This window comes from Actinomadura sp. NPDC048021, from assembly GCF_040653135.1.
Taxonomy (GTDB): domain Bacteria; phylum Actinomycetota; class Actinomycetes; order Streptosporangiales; family Streptosporangiaceae; genus Spirillospora; species Spirillospora verrucosospora.
The window spans coordinates 69,411-84,189 of record NZ_JBEZJQ010000011.1; the positions used below are offsets into that span (position 1 = coordinate 69,411).

The window sequence follows — 14,779 nt, forward strand, 5'->3', positions numbered from 1 at the left end:
ACGGGGCCCCGGCGGGCCCCCACAGCCCCGGCCCGCCCCCACCCCCGCGCCCCCCCCCCCGGCCCCCGCGCCCCCCCCCCCCCCGGCCCCCCCCGCCCCCCCCCCCGGGGCCCCCCGGCGCGGCGCGGGCCTTCAGCCCGCGCGGGTGAGAACGGCCCGCCTCTGCGACGTCATCCGGCGCGGTGGCGGAGCAGGGCGGTGGCGATGGCGACCTGGGCGGGGTCCAGGGCGGTCTCGCCGTCCTCGACGTCCCACAGCGCGTTCTGCAGAACGCGGCCGAGCGTCCAGCCGGTGGCCCGCTTCCGGTCCAGGCCGAGGGCCTCGGTGAGCAGGTCGAAGCGGCGCAGGACCGTCCGGGTGACCGCACCGCTCGCCACCACCTCCTCCCAGCGGTTGTCCAGCGCCGGCAGCAGGTCGAATCCGGGGTCGCCGGCGAGGGGCTTGGGATCGATGGCCAGCCAGGGCTCCCGCTCGGCGGCGAGGACGTTGTCGTAGTGCAGGTCCCAGTGCAGCAGGCGGTCGCCGGGTTCGCCGACCAGTTCGGCCACGGCCGAGGCGCACGTCCGCACCAGCCGCCGGTCGGCCGGGTCGCGCAGCGCGGGCACGGCCCCGGGAACCTCGTCGAGCATGGCGGCGGCGATGTCGGCCAGGCGGCGCAGCCCCTCGGGCGCGGGCGCCGCGACCAGGCGCACCAGCAGCTCGGCCAGCACGCCGACGGCGGTGTCGTCGTCGGCCACCGACGACAGCGGCCGGGCCGCGTCCAGGCGTTCGAGCAGCATCGTGCCGGTGTCCGCGTCGTGGTCGAGCAGGCGCACCGCTCCGTCGCCGTCCCATACGCGCAGGCCGACCGGTTCGGTGGCGTGCTCGTCGGTGACCGGCTGGAGCTTGAGCGCGGCGGGCGTGCCGTCGGCGCGGGTCACCGGCAGCACGAGCGAGGCCATGCCGTGCCGTCCCGGACCGTCCAGGCGCAGGGCCCAGCGCTCCAGGAACGCGTCGGCCAGGTCGGGCAGCGCCGCGATCCAGGCGCGGCCGGACGCGCCGAAGTGCTTGCTGTGCGAGGCGGCGAGCGCCTCGGGAACGTCGATGCGGATCGACGTGCTCATGGTTGACGTCTCCTTCGTGTGCTCCGGTTCAGGTCGCGTGTCACGAAGGAGACGTCGGTGGTGCCCGGCTTCCGGGCAGGGGTCAACGCATGCCGTGAAGCCTACCGGTCTTTCAGGACGGCGCCTCCTCGGCGCCGCGCCACATCCGCAGGTAGACCTCCGCGCCGCGCGCCATGTCCTCGGTGATCTCCGGCCCGCCGACCGCGCGGAGGTCGGCGATCCAGTCCGGGACGAGGCCGTAGTTGGCGACGCCGTCGGTGTTGAGGTCCCAGGTGCGCAGCCCGGCGCGGAGGCGGTCGAGCTTCACCGCCGGGTCGATCGGCGACGTGAAGGGGTAGCGCAGCGGACCCGCGTCCCCGCCCGTGCGGGGCTCCGGCAGCGCGCCCATGCCGTTGGCGTCGAGCCCGTACCCGTAGCCGAACAGTCGGGCGGGATCGCGCTGGGCCTTGTCCCGCCGCCACTCGGCGGTGAACCGGTCGGCCGCGCTGCCGTACCCGGCCACCATGCCGCCGAGCCGGTAGACGCGGGGCAGGTACGTCGCGTCCATCCAGCTGTGGGACGAGACGACGCCGGGGTACCGCGCGGCCTCGAGGATGCCGAGGGTCCGGCCGGCGGCCTTCGCGCTCATGTGGTCGACCTCGACGATCATGTGCCGCTTCATCATCCCCTGCACCATGTACGCGCCGAGGTCGCTGAGCCCCCGGACGTTGCAGTGCGGCCCGCTCGGATAGATCGGGAGCGTGATCCCCGCCATCCCGAGCAGCTTCAGGATCGGCTGGAGGGTGTCGCCGACCTCGCCCGCCGGGGCGATCGTGTTGTCGTGGGCGGGGCCGGTGCACGTCTCGGCCTGCCAGAACCGCCCGGTGCCGACGAAGTTGGCGAGGTTGACGAACGCGCCCGCCACCCCGCCGTCGAACCGCACGCCGCACAGCGCGTTGTCGTACTTGTGGCACACGAACATCGAGGCCACGCCGAGGCTCCGCGCCTCGTCCAGCCCCCGGTCGATGTCGGCGCGCGTGCAGGCCGGGGCGCCGCCGACGAGCCGGCAGCCGAACGGCTCGGAGGTCTCGATGCCGAGGACGACGGCGAGCTTGCCGTCCTCGATGACCCGGCGGGCGTCCGCCGAGTCGCGCACGATCCGGAACCAGCCCTTGCCGGGGCCGCCGCTGCGCTCGTCGATGAAGGACTGCATCTCCCGCATCCGCTGCGCCTGGAGCCGGATGCCCGCCATCTCGTCGCAGGGGTTGCGCTTGAGCGGATAGATCTCGCAGAGCTGCCGGTTGTCCACCAGGTGGTTGACGAGGACGCGCTGCCCGGCCCGCCAGGACCGCTCCAGCCACTCGTAGTACACCTGCTGGTGGGTGCGGGAGTCGTAGGCGGGCCAGTCCTTGAACGTCGGCCAGCCGGTCGGGTCGTGGGTCCCGAACGGGGTGCCGTACCGGTTGAAGTTCTCCCACCAGGCGAGCACGCCGTTGCCGGCGTGGTCGGGGCAGTCGCGCAGCGCCTCCTGGATGCCGCGCGGGTCGAACGGCTTGCCGCACATGAGCGCGCCGCCGAACGCCTCGTACGCCATCAGGTGGCTGTGGGCGTCGACGTAGCCGCGCACCTCGCGCGGCTCGCCCTCCGCGTGCGCGCGGGGGACGGGCAGGAAGGCGAGCAGGAGAACGAGGAGGATCGGAACGCGGGTGGCACGGCGGACGGGCATGGGGGCACCTCGGCCGGGGGGAGACGTCCAGTGGCTCTCCGCCGAGTGAAACACCGATCCGGCAAAATGTGAATAGTCCTCACATCGTGGCCGGTCAGCCCGGGTTCCTCAGGAGAGCGCGGTCAGGGGGACTCCGCCGCGAGCCGGTTGCTGAACCGGGCGAGCAGGGCGCTCTGGGACGTCTCCGGGACCAGCCGGCCGACCAGCGGCGGGATGCGCCAGTTCGCGGGGTTGCGCCGCGCCATGCGGGAGACCAGGGAGATCTTCGGGTGGCGGGCCCTCTCGTAGGCGCGCAGCCCGGACGCCGGGTCACCCGCCCCGGCGAGTTCGCGGCCGAGGACCCAGGCGTCCTCAAGCGTCTGGTTGGCTCCCTGCCCGAGGGTGGGCGGCATGGTGTGCGCGGCGTCGCCGACCAGGGTGACCCGGCCCTCGCCCCAGACCTCGCGCACCTTGTTCCAGTGGTGCCCGAAGAACTCGACGTCGCCGTCGGCCGCGGCGGCGAGCACCTCCGGCACGGGGGACGCCCAGTGCCCGAAGCGCCGCCGCAACTCGGCGAGGGGGGACGCGGGCCGCGGGTCGCCGGGGGTCCAGCGCAGGTCGAACCACCACTGGAGCAGGCCGCCGCCCGCGGGCATGAGCCCGCACGCCCCCTCCCGTCCGGTGATCATGAGGTGGCGGTGGGTGCCGGTCAGCTCGATCCCGATCGGGCCGAGCCCCTGCCAGGTGCCGAACGCCGCGGGCCGCACGGCGCCGTCGCCCCACAGCTGACGCCGCACCACCGAGTGGTGGCCGTCCGCTCCGATCAGCAGGTCCCCGGTGTCGGTCGATCCGTCGTCGAAGGAAGCCGTGACGCGGTCGCCGTCCTGGGTCAGGCCCGTGCAGGCCGCGCCGTGGCGGACGAGGTCCTCCGGCAGGCCGGCGGCGAGCCGTCCGAGCAGGTCGCGGCGGGCGATGGCCTTCGTCTCGAAGCCGTAGCGGGACGCGGCGTGCGCGATGTCCTGCCCGGTGCGCAGCCGCCCGGTGGACGTGAGGGCGTCGATCCGGTCGATGCGGTTGCCGGCGCCGTCCAGCGTCACGCCGAGGTCGTGCAGGACGGCGTTGCCGTTGCTCCAGATGAGCACCGCCTTGCCGCCCGTCCGGGGCCCGGGCGCCTGCTCGTGGACCCGCACCTCGTGGCCCGCGGCGAGCAGCGCGCGCGCGACGGCCAGGCCCCCCACCCCCGCGCCGATGACGAGGATCTCCATATCCCCTCCAAAGTGAAGTATCTCCGATACGAAGATACATCGCCCCGGAGTATCCTGCGCGGGTGGGTGCCGAACGGGCGGGAGAGGACGTCTTCCGCGAATTCCTGATCGCGGTCCTCCTCCACAACGAGGCGGTCGCCGACCGGCTCGGCCTGCGGCCCCTCGACGTCGCCGCCGTGATCCTGCTGGAGATGCGCGGCCCGCTGCCGGTGGGCGCGATCTCCGAGGAGCTCCGGCTGCCGTCCGCCTCGGCGACCCGGCTGGTCGACCGGCTGGAGAAGGCCGGTTACGCGCGGCGCGTCCGCGGCGAGCACGACCGCCGGACGGTCACCGTGGAGCTGGTCGAGGACGGCCTCGACGACTACCGCGCCCTCGCCGCCGGGGCCCGCCGCCACCTGGACGAGGTCGGCGCCCGCTACTCCCCGGAGCAGGCGCCGCTGCTGGTGGGCATGCTCGACGGCATCGCCGCGGCCTACCGGACGGCCACGGCCGAAGTGCGCGACGCCTAGCGGACGGCGAGACGGGCCGCGCCTACACCCTCGTTTGCCGGGACGAGATGGATGTACCGGTCACCGGGACGCCGAAGGCCGGGCGGGGGCGCGACCGGGATGATGGTGGCTCATGAGCGAGCTGACGGTTCCGGGGTTGGTGGCGCGGGCGGCGAGGGAGTTTCCGGACGCGGAGGCGGTCGTGGACGGGGACGTCCGGGTCACCTTCGCCGAGCTGCGCGAGCAGGTCCGCCAGGCGACGGGCGCGTTCGTCGGCGCCGGGATCGAGCCGGGGGACCGCATCTCCGTCTGGGCGCCGAACGGCCTGCGCTGGATCGTCACCGTGCTCGGCGCCCTCGGCGCCGGCGCGACGCTCGTCCCGCTGAACACCCGCTACAAGGGTGACGAGGCCCGGTGGCCGCTCTCCAAGGCCGGCGCGAAGATCCTGTTCGTGGAGGACGGGTTCCTCGGCATCGACTACCCCGGCATGCTCGGCGTGGACGGATCCGGCGCCCCCGGGCTCCCCGCGCTGCGGACGGTCGTCACGTTCAACGGCGCCGCGCGCCCGGGAGTGATCTCCTGGGACGACTTCACCGCCAAGGCCGCGCCCCCGGACGAGGCGGACGCGCGGGCCGCGGCCGTCGCGCCGGACGACGTCGCCGACATCCTGTTCACCTCCGGAACCACCGGCAGGCCCAAGGGCGTCGTGGTCACGCACGAGCAGAACGTCCGCACCTACCGGGCGTGGGCGGGCCGCACCGGCGTCCGGGCGGGCGACCGCTACCTCATCGTGAATCCGATGTTCCACACGTTCGGCTACAAGGCCGGCGTGCTGGCGTGCGTGATCCAGGGCGCCACGATGGTGCTGCAGCGCACGTTCGACGTCCCCGAGACGCTGCGGCTCATCGAGCGGGAGCGGATCACCGTCCTGCCGGGGCCGCCCACCATCTACACCGCCCTCCTGGACGCCCCCGGCCGGGACGAGCGCGACCTGTCGTCCCTGCGGCTGGCGGTGACGGGGGCGGGGGACGTGCCCGTCGCGCTGGTGCGGCGCATCAAGGAGGAGCTGTTCCCCGAGGTCGTGACCGCGTACGGGCTGACCGAGTCGTCCGGCACGGTCACGGCCTGCTCGGTGGACGACGACGACGAGACCATCGCCACCACGTCCGGCAGGCCCATCGCCGACGTCGAGGTCGCGATCGTCGACGGCGACGGCGAGCGGGTCCCGCCCGGGACCGACGGCGCGATCCTCGTGCGCGGCTACAACGTCATGAAGGGCTACCTGGACGACCCGGAGGCGACCGCCGAGACGGTCCGCGACGGCTGGCTCGACACCGGCGACCGCGGGCGCGTCGACGAGCGCGGCAACATCACCATCACCGGGCGCACCAAGGAGATGTTCGTCGTCGGCGGGTTCAACGTGTACCCGGCCGAGGTGGAGAACGTCCTCGCCCGCCACGACGCCGTCGCCGAGTCGGGCGTCGTCGGCGTCCCGGACGCGCGCATGGGCGAGGTGGGGCGCGCCTACGTCCGGCTCCGCCCCGGCAGGACGGCCACGCGGGACGAGCTGGTCGCGCACTGCCGGGAGCGGCTCGCGAACTTCAAGGTCCCCCGGGAGGTCGTCTTCGTGGACGACCTCCCGAAGACCGCGTCCGGCAAGATCTGGCGCGTGAAGCTGAAGGAGCGCCTCTAGAGGGCGGCGACGACCCGCGCCCGGTGCTCGGCCACGGTGCCCCACGCCGAGTACAGGGCCCGCGCCTTGCGGATCCACAGCGACGGGTCGTACTCGTCGGTGTAGCCGATCGCGCCGTGCACCTGGAGCGCGGTCTTGGCCATCCCGTAGGACGCCTCGGACGCGGAGACCTTCGCGGCGGACACGTCCCGCGCGAAGTTCGGCGTCCCGTACGCCAGCGCCGCCCCGAACACCAGCGGGCGGGCGAACTCCAGCTCGACCATCGCGCTCGCCAGATGGTGCTTGATCGCCTGGTACTCGCCGATCGGGCGGCCGAACTGCCGCCGCGTCCTGGCGTACTCGACCGACACCTCCAGCAGCGCCCGCCCGATCCCGACCTGCTGCGCCGCGCACAGCAGCACGCCGAGGTCGGTGAACCCCGCGCCCCCGGGGACGCGGAACAGCCGCCGCGCCGGGTCCAGCGACCGGGCGGCCTCCCCGGCCGCCTTCCGCTCGACGCCGTCGGCGGTGAGCACCAGGTCGGCGACGTCGGCGTCCAGGGCGTGCGGGACGGCGAGCGTCACGACCGCCTCGCCCTCGGCGATGCGCGGCAGCCACGGCGACCCGCCCAGCAGCTCGGCGGCGGCGAGCGTCTCCACGTAGGGGCCGGGCGCGGCGGCCCGCCCCAGCTCCTCCGCGGCGACGGCCAGCTCGACGGGCAGCGGCCCGGCGCCGCCCGCCTCCTCCGGGACGGCCACCGCGAACGCCCCGGTCTCGGCGACCGCCGACCACAGCGCGCGCCCCGGCCCGGTGTCCCCCGCGGCCCAGGCGCGGGCCGCGTCGGCGGTTCCGGCCGCGCCCAGCAGCTTGCGCAGCGTCTCGCCGAACATCCGCTGCTCGGCGGAGAGAACGAACTTCACCGGGACCCCCTCGGCAGGCCGAGCAGCCGCTCGGCGATCACGTTGCGCTGGATCTCGTTCGTGCCCGCGTAGATGGGGCCGGCCAGCGAGAACACGTAGTTCTCCAGCCACTCCGACTCCAGCTCGCCGTCCGGGCCGAGCAGGTCGAGCGCGGTCTCGTGCAGCGCCACGTCCAGCTCCGACCAGAACACCTTGTTCAGGCTCGACTCCGCGCCGGCGTCGTCGTCCCGCGAGACCGTCTCGAAGCCCTTGAGCCGGTAGGCCCGCGCCCTGATCCACACGTCCGCGACCCGGTCCCGCAGCGCGTCGCCGGAGGCGTCCGCGCGCTCCTTCCACAGCTCGACGAGCCGCTCGGCCGCCGCGGTGAACCGGCCGGGGCTGCGCAGCGTGAGGCCGCGCTCGTTGCCGGCGGTGGCCATCGCGACCCGCCAGCCGTCCCCGGGCCCGCCGATGACGTCCTCGTCGGGGACGAAGACCTTGTCGAGGAACAGCTCGGCGAACGCGGGCTTGCCGTCCAGGCGCCCGATCGGGCGGACCGTCACGCCCTCCGCGTCCAGCGGGAACATCAGGTAGGTGAGCCCCTTGTGTCTACTCACTGCGGGGGGACGACCCCCCGCACCCCCCGGTTCGCTCCGCTCATCTCCGGACGCCTCGGGGTCCGACCGGAACAGGCCGAATCCCCGGTCGGCGAACGCCGCCCGGGAGCTCCACGTCTTCTGCCCGTCCAGCAGCCAGCCGCCGTCGGTCCGGGTCGCCGTCGCCCGCAGGGCCGCCAGGTCGCTGCCCGCGCCCGGCTCCGACCACGCCTGCGCCCAGATCACCTCGCCCGCCGCCATCGGCGGCAGGATCCGCGCGAGCTGCTCGGGCGTCCCATGCTTGAGCAGCGTCGGCGCCAGCAGGTTGATGCCGTTCTGGCTGACCCGTCCCGGCGCGCCCGCCGCGTAGTACTCCTCCTCGAAGACCAGCCACTGGAGCACCGACGCGCCGCGCCCGCCGTACTCCTCCGGCCACGACACCACGCCCAGCCGCGCCGCGCCGAGCGTCCGCTCCCACTCGCGGTGCGCGGCGAAGCCCTCCCCGGTCTCCAGCGACGGGAGGGGCCGCGCCGGGACGTGCTCGCGCAGCCACGCCCGCACCTCGCCGCGGAACTCCTCGTCCGCCGCCCCGAACTCAAGATCCATGCGACCCTCTTTCTAACAACTGTTTGGTAGAGTATCCGCCCCTCGCCGCCCCCGCCGCCCCCTCCCGCCCAGTGAGATCCCCGGCGGCCGGGAAACCCCCTCGGAAGCCGCCGCTCGGCGGTGAGGGGAGGCCGTTCGGCGCGTCGGCGCCGCCGCTCTCCCGCATCTGCCGGGGATGTCCTGTCGTGGGGCTCCCGGGCCGCCTTACGTTCGGGCCGTCCGGCAGGAGACCCACGCGGTGAGGACGGTCAGACATGCAGTCCAGAAGATGGCTTCTCGCGGTCGCCTCGGCGGCGTCGGCGGGAGCGGCGGCCGTGGCGTTCGCGGCCTCGGCGCCCGCCCGGGCGCAGGACGGGCCGCGCGCCGGAGAGGCCCCGACCTGCGCGGAGGGGACGACCGTGCGGACCGACAAGGGCCCGGTGTGCGGGACGGCGGGGGACGGCGTCCGCTCCTGGCTCGGCGTCCCCTACGCGGCGCCCCCCGTGGGGAACCTGCGGTGGGCGCCGACCGCGCCGCCCGCGGGTTGGACGTCCACCCTGGAGGCGACCCGGCGCGGGAGCGCGTGCCCGCAGCCGCCCGGCCTCGGACCCGGCTCGACCAGCGAGGACTGCCTCACGCTGGACATCACCGCCCCTGAGAGGACCGGCGGCCGGCCGCTGCCGGTGATGGTGGAGCTGCACGGCGGCGGGTTCCGGCTCGGGTCGCCGTCCGACGGGACGCACCTCGTCAGGGAGGGCGGCGTCATCAACGTCGGGGTGCACTATCGGCTCGGGATCTTCGGGTTCATGGCGCACGAGGGGTTCGGCGCCCACGCGGGCAACTACGCGCTGCGGGACCAGCAGGCCGCGCTGGGATGGGTCCGGCGCAACATCGCGCGCTTCGGCGGCGACCCCCGCAACGTGACGATCTACGGCGCGTCCGCCGGAGGGTCGAGCGTCTGCGCCAACACCGCGTCCCCGGCCGCGAAGGGCCTGTTCCAGAAGGGCATCGCGCAGAGCGGCGAGTACAACTCGCTGCTCGGCGTGGACGTCCAGTGGCAGCCGCAGGACTGCAAGGCCGAGCTGCCGAGCGAGGACGAGGCCCGGAAGGCCGGTGAGCGGTTCGCCGCCGCGCTCGGCTGCGAGGACGCCGCCTGCCTGCGCGCCCTGCCCGTCGACAAGCTGCTCTCGCAGGCCGGCAACGGCATCGGACCGGACACCGGGACGCAGGGCCCGATCGTGGACGGCGAGATCCTCCCGATGTCGCCCGCCCGGGCGTTCGCCGAGGGGAGGGTCAACAAGGTCACGCTGATGCACGGCGTCGACCGGGACGAGGTCCAGCTCCCGTCCGCCGACACCCCCGAGAAGTACCGGGAGTACGTCCGGCAGCAGTACGGGCCGCTCGCGAGCCGCGTCCTGAAGCTGTACCCGCTGGAGCGCTTCCCGGCGCCGTCCGCGTTCATCGCGTACCGGACGATCGTCGCCGACTCCAACTCCGTGTGCCCCGCGCTCCTCAACGACGAGCGGCTGGCCAGGCACATCCCGGTCTTCGCCTACCAGACCGACAACGCCGACGCCCCGCCCATGTTCTTCCTCGACCCGACGAAGCCGAACGGCTCCTACCACGTGAGCGAGAGCCCGTTCCTGTCGCCGTTCCCCGGCGGCGCCGAGCCGACCGCGAACCAGAAGGCGTTCGGCGCGCAGCTCACCGCCCAGTGGACGGGGTTCGCCCGCACCGGGAACCCCACCGTGGACGGGACGCCCTTCTGGCCGCGCTTCACGCCCCGGGACCCGGCCGTCCTCTCGCTCGTCCCGGCCGGGGACAGCCAGGTCACCCACGAGATCGCGGAGCAGCACCACTGCGGCTTCTGGAACCGGCACGCCCCCTTCGGAGGCTGAGCGCCTTGACGCCCGGTGCCACGACCTGTGCCGGACGTGACAGATGTCCCACCCCGCCCTTGATCATCGATCGGCCCCGCGGTTTCCATGTGCGCATGCACGCCACAGTGGTCGTCCTCGTGGTCGACGCCGGCGGGCGGCGGGAGGCCGCCGACGAGGTGATCCCGGTCGGGGTGGGGCGCGCGGTCCGGTTCGTCCGGCGGTCGGACGTCCGGTACGCCGAGGCCCACGGCGACTACGCCCGCCTCTACACGGGCACGGGCAGCCACCTCGTCCGGGTCTCGCTGGCCGCGCTGGAGGAGGCGTGGCGGGACGCCGGATTCGTCCGCATCCACCGGTCGCATCTGGTCGCCCTCGCCCACGTCGAGGAGATGGTCGTCGAGTCGGGGCGGTGCACGCTCCGGCTCGGCGACGCGCGGCTGACCGTCAGCCGCCGCAATGCCGGCGCCCTCCGCGACCGGCTCGTCCGGGGCGCCCTCCCCGGAACCAGAACCCCGTGAAGGAGATCCCATGCGTCACAGCAGACGGGCAGCGGCGCTCACCGCCGCCGCGTGCCTGGCCGTCAGCGCGTCCGTCGCCCCCGGACCGGCCGCGTCCGGACGCCCCCTGCCCGGCGACTGGCCGACCTGGCAGCAGAACCTGAACGGCACCCGGTACAACCCGGCCGAACGCGGCATCACGCCCGCGAACGTCGGCGGACTCAGGCTCAGATGGGCCTTCGGTTTCCCGAAGCAGGCGGGCGCCCCCCACAGCCAGCCCGCCGTCGTGGGCCGCACCGTCTATTTCGGCGGCCCGGACGGACGCTTCCGCGCCCGCGACGCCCGCACGGGCGCGGCCAAGTGGGAGTTCGACCTCGGCACCGTCGGGACGGGTTTCGCTCAGGTCCGCGACGGCGCGGCCGTCTCCCACGGCCGGGTGTTCTTCGGAGACACGCGCGGCTACATGTACGCCCTGGACCAGGACACCGGCAAGCTCGACTGGGCGAAACGGATCGACGACCACGTCAGCGCCACCGTCACCAGTTCCCCCATCGTCTACCGGGGCCGTGTCTATGTCGGGGTGTCCAGCGGCGAGAACCTCATGGGCAAGGAGCACCCCTGCTGCACGTTCCGCGGCCACGTCGACGCCCTGGACACCGACACGGGCGAGCTCGACTGGCGCTTCTACACCGTCCCGGAGCCGCGCCAGGACGGCACCTGGCCGAACGGGGTGCCGCGCTACACGCCGTCCGGCGCGGGCGTGTGGAGCAGCCCGTCCATCGACTCCGCCACGGGCACCCTCTACGTCGGCACCGGCCAGAACTACAGCGGCAGCGGAGGGCACTTCGACTCCGTCCTCGCCCTGGACGCCAGGACGGGGAGACCGCGCTGGACCCGCAAGATGACCGACGTCGACACCTGGCGCCGCGAGTGCAGCAGCCCGTCCCCCGAAGACCAGCAGTACTGCCCCAACCTCCCCGACGGCACCGCCCTGGACTTCGACCTCGGCGCCGCGCCCAGCCTGTTCACCGTGCACGGGCGCAGCCTCATCGGCATCGGCCAGAAGGTCGGCGTCTACCACGTCCTGGACGCCCGCACGGGGGAGATCGTCTGGCAGCGCCAGCTGTCCACGCCGATGCCGGGCGGCGGCCTGAGCGGGATCCAGTGGGGCGCGAGCTACGACGGCCACCGCCTCTACGTCGCCACCTACATGGCGAACCCGGGCACGCTGTTCGCGCTCGACCCGTCCAACGGCCACGTCGTCTGGAAGACGCCGAACCCGGCGGACGGCTGCACCACCGGCGGCGCGGCCCAGTACCCGAAGGTGTGCCGCCTCGGCCACCCGCCCGCCGTGACGACCACCCCCGGCCTCGTCTGGGAGGGCGGCATGGACGGCAAGATGCGCGCCTACTCGTCCCGCACCGGCGAGGTCCTCTGGAGCTTCGACACCATCGCCGACTTCCCGACCGTCGACGGCGGCACCGCCCGCGGCGGCTCCCTGGCCGGCGGAGGCGGCGCCGTGGTCTCGCACGGCATGGTCTACGTCCTGACCGGCGACATGTTCACGCCCTACCCCAACGACAAGGGCTACGCCCTCCTCGCCTTCAGCCGCTGACGCGGGCGACGCCGCAGAAGGCGTCCACCTCCGGCGGCTCGTCGAACGGGGACGGCTCCGGACGCCACCGGGACACCGGCACGACGCCCGGCGCCCAACCAGTGGTTCCAGATCCGCGGCGAGTGCGGAACCCGCGATCGTATTGCGGTCGGCGCTTCCGGCGACCCGCTGGCCCATGCCGGGCATCCGGCAGGGCGTGCACGACCTCTGATGTACTGGCCACGCCGCTCGGCCGAGCGGCTCGGTGGCGTTCGGGAGGTGCGTATGGTCAGCGAGAACACTGCCAGGCTGGCGGTACTGATCGATGCCGACAACGCGCAGGCCGCGATCGTCGAGGCCCTGCTGGCCGAGGTCGCGAAGTACGGGACCGCGCATGTCAAGCGGGCTTACGGCGACTGGACGGGCACCAGCCTGCGGGGCTGGAAGGAGCGGCTGCTCGACCAGTCGATCCAGCCGGTCCAGCAGTTCGCCTACACCAAGGGCAAGAACGCGACCGACGCGGCGATGGTCATCGACGCGATGGACCTGCTGTACTCCGACCGCTTCGACGGGTTCTGCCTCGTCTCCAGCGACAGCGACTTCACCCGCCTGGCCGCGCGCATCCGCGAGTCCGGCCTGACCGTGTACGGCTTCGGTGAGCGCAAGACGCCCAAGCCCTTCGTGGCGGCGTGCGACAAGTTCATCTACATCGAGAACCTGCTGTACGACCAGGACGCCACCACCCCGGCCGCCGCGACGCTCAAGCCGGCGCCCCCGACACCGGCCGCCAAGCTGAAGAAGGACGCCGCCCTCGTCAACCTTCTCCGCAACGCCGTCGAGGCGGCCTCCGACGAGGACGGGTGGGCCGCCCTGGCGTCCGTCGGCCACATCATCACCAAGCAGCGCCCCGAGTTCGACTCCCGCAACTACGGCTACGCCAAGCTCAACGAGCTGATCGCCGCGACGACGCTGTTCGTCCTGGACCGCCGCAGCCCCGGCGACGGCAAGGCGAACATCATCTACGTCCGCGACAAGCGCCAACAGGACAAGAAGTCCTCCTAGCCCCGTTAACGCGCGCCACCCGGGCGAGGGCGGTGCGGGCGGTCTGGTGTGAAGACGCCGATGCCGTTGGCGACCGCGCGTTCTGAGCCGTCCGACGGGGTGTTGCGGACGGTCACCGCGGGCTCGCCGGGGGACCGGGCGACGAGCGCCGAGGAGCCGCCGCCGTCGAGGTTCACGGCGTCGTCGGCGCCGGCCTTGTCGAGCAGGGACGCCAGTTCGGCGACGGTCAGGCCGCCGCTGCGCTCGGACCTGCCGTCCACCACCACGAGGTAGAAGTGCCGGCCGTCGCGGCTCACCCCGGCCGCCGTGCGCGGCGCCGGGCCGGTGGCGCTCAGGCCGTCCAGCGGCCTGCCGTCGCGCAGGATCGGGAACCCGCCCACGGCGAACCGGAAGCGGACCGGCCCGGTGAAGCGGTAGGAGACCCGCACCCGGTCGCCGGGCTTGAGGCGGCGCAGCGCGCCGGCGCCCTTCTCCCGGCCGACGAGCACGGTCGTGCCGGACGGGATCGCGCCGCCGCCCACCGTGCCGGAGACTCCCGTCACGACGCCCCGCCGCACGGTCACCTCGGCGGTGTCCGTGCTGCACGGGTCGTTGCGCACCTTGTCCGTCCCGCACACCGCGCGCTGCCGCGACACCTCCCCCCATTCGGGACCGAAGGCCCCGACGCCGCCGACCGGGAGCGCGTACTGGTTGAGGCCGCGCAGGGCGATGGACGTCCTGCCGGAGCGGACACTCCCGGCCAGGCGAAGGCGCCCCACGTGCCCGCGCCGGTCGACGCCGACGCCGATGACGTCCTCGGCGGACGTGCCGGGCGGCAGCGAGGGCCCGAAGCGCTGCCCGTCGGGCACGGCGCCCTTGAGCGGACGGCCGCCGTCCACCTCGGGCCCGGACGACGACCCCGTGGGCGCCACCCCGGCATGGGTCTCGCTGATGTTGAAGAAGTCGCCGTTCACCCCGGCCACGGCGTTCTGCGCGTCCGCCATCGCCGACACCGTGCGCCTTGCGGCGACCACGGGGGGCCGCAGGAGCCCGACCCCGGCCTGCCGCAGGTCGACGTCCACCAGATTCCCGGCGACCGCCCCGCCGGCCCCGGACGTCTCGAACCCCCGCAACGTCGCCCCGGACGCGAGCCTCTCGGAGGAGGTGAACCGCACGTCCCCGACCTCGGCCGAGACGCGGGCCCGCGCCCCTGCCGCGTCGGCGCGCTCCCCCGACCCGGCCCCGTCACCGGCCGGCGCGTCCGCCCGCGCCGGACCCCACCCGACCCCGACCACCACGACCGCCGCCGCCCCCGCGACCACCCACCTACCAGCCATCCGCCCGCCCTTCGATCTGGCCAAATTTCGGTGATCATGCCACGCGAAGGGTGAAAAACAGGCCACTTGCCCACTAACCTTCGAACAAGATCTTCTGACGCGTCGGCGCGGCGGACTTCACCTTATCCGTCGCAGACA

12 protein-coding genes are annotated in these 14,779 nt (G+C 73.9%); 6 read left to right on the forward strand and 6 right to left on the reverse strand.

Going from position 1 to position 14,779, the window contains the following annotated elements; translation table 11 throughout:
- Positions 1-170: 170 nt before the first annotated feature.
- The 3 genes from AB0C87_RS19820 to AB0C87_RS19830 form a co-directional block, all read right to left on the reverse strand.
- Positions 171-1,103, reverse strand: coding sequence for an aminoglycoside phosphotransferase family protein (locus tag AB0C87_RS19820; RefSeq protein ID WP_345179338.1), 933 nt, complete (start codon positions 1,101-1,103; stop codon positions 171-173).
- Between the two features lie 112 nt (positions 1,104-1,215).
- Positions 1,216-2,808, reverse strand: coding sequence for a Coagulation factor 5/8 type domain-containing protein (locus tag AB0C87_RS19825; protein ID WP_360578839.1), 1,593 nt, complete (start codon positions 2,806-2,808; stop codon positions 1,216-1,218).
- A 122-nt stretch (positions 2,809-2,930) separates the two neighbouring features.
- Entirely contained in the window at positions 2,931-4,052 is a 1,122-nt protein-coding gene (locus AB0C87_RS19830; RefSeq protein ID WP_345179342.1) for an FAD-dependent monooxygenase, read from the reverse strand.
- A gap of 62 nt (positions 4,053-4,114) precedes the next feature.
- On the opposite strand from AB0C87_RS19830, the gene AB0C87_RS19835 reads away from it, so the two are divergent.
- Positions 4,115-4,561, forward strand: a complete 447-nt coding sequence (locus AB0C87_RS19835; RefSeq protein ID WP_345179343.1) for a MarR family transcriptional regulator — start codon at positions 4,115-4,117, stop codon at positions 4,559-4,561.
- 112 nt (positions 4,562-4,673) lie between these two features.
- Complete coding sequence (locus AB0C87_RS19840; RefSeq protein ID WP_345179344.1) at positions 4,674-6,233, forward strand: FadD3 family acyl-CoA ligase; 1,560 nt, start codon at positions 4,674-4,676, stop codon at positions 6,231-6,233.
- On the opposite strand, the gene AB0C87_RS19845 is transcribed toward AB0C87_RS19840, so the two are convergent.
- Positions 6,230-7,132 carry an acyl-CoA dehydrogenase family protein gene (locus tag AB0C87_RS19845; protein ID WP_360578841.1) on the reverse strand — a complete coding sequence of 301 codons (903 nt, stop codon included), beginning with the start codon at positions 7,130-7,132 and terminating at the stop codon, positions 6,230-6,232. The two genes, AB0C87_RS19840 and AB0C87_RS19845, sit on opposite strands and share 4 nt — an antisense overlap.
- Positions 7,129-8,313 carry an acyl-CoA dehydrogenase family protein gene (locus tag AB0C87_RS19850; protein WP_360578843.1) on the reverse strand — a complete coding sequence of 395 codons (1,185 nt, stop codon included), beginning with the start codon at positions 8,311-8,313 and terminating at the stop codon, positions 7,129-7,131. Before AB0C87_RS19850 ends, AB0C87_RS19845 begins: the two co-directional genes overlap by 4 nt.
- A 254-nt stretch (positions 8,314-8,567) precedes the next feature.
- On the opposite strand from AB0C87_RS19850, the gene AB0C87_RS19855 reads away from it, so the two are divergent.
- The 4 genes from AB0C87_RS19855 (at position 8,568) to AB0C87_RS19870 (ending at position 13,325) form a co-directional block, all read left to right on the forward strand.
- The gene (locus AB0C87_RS19855; protein WP_360578845.1) at positions 8,568-10,190 is read left to right on the forward strand and encodes a carboxylesterase family protein; all 1,623 of its coding nucleotides are present in this window, start codon (positions 8,568-8,570) and stop codon (positions 10,188-10,190) included.
- Between the two features lie 95 nt (positions 10,191-10,285).
- Positions 10,286-10,690, forward strand: a complete 405-nt coding sequence (locus tag AB0C87_RS19860; protein ID WP_345179352.1) for a LytTR family DNA-binding domain-containing protein — start codon at positions 10,286-10,288, stop codon at positions 10,688-10,690.
- Positions 10,691-10,700: 10 nt separating this feature from the next.
- Positions 10,701-12,284, forward strand: a complete 1,584-nt coding sequence (locus AB0C87_RS19865; protein WP_360578847.1) for a PQQ-binding-like beta-propeller repeat protein — start codon at positions 10,701-10,703, stop codon at positions 12,282-12,284.
- Positions 12,285-12,548: 264 nt separating this feature from the next.
- Positions 12,549-13,325: an NYN domain-containing protein gene (locus AB0C87_RS19870; RefSeq protein WP_353834701.1), complete on the forward strand. Its 777-nt coding sequence runs from the start codon at positions 12,549-12,551 to the stop codon at positions 13,323-13,325.
- Between the two features lie 5 nt (positions 13,326-13,330).
- On the opposite strand, the gene AB0C87_RS19875 is transcribed toward AB0C87_RS19870, so the two are convergent.
- Positions 13,331-14,641 (reverse strand): phosphodiester glycosidase family protein, encoded by a 1,311-nt coding sequence (locus AB0C87_RS19875; protein ID WP_360578849.1) that lies wholly within the window; start codon positions 14,639-14,641, stop codon positions 13,331-13,333.
- Positions 14,642-14,779 lie beyond the last annotated feature (138 nt).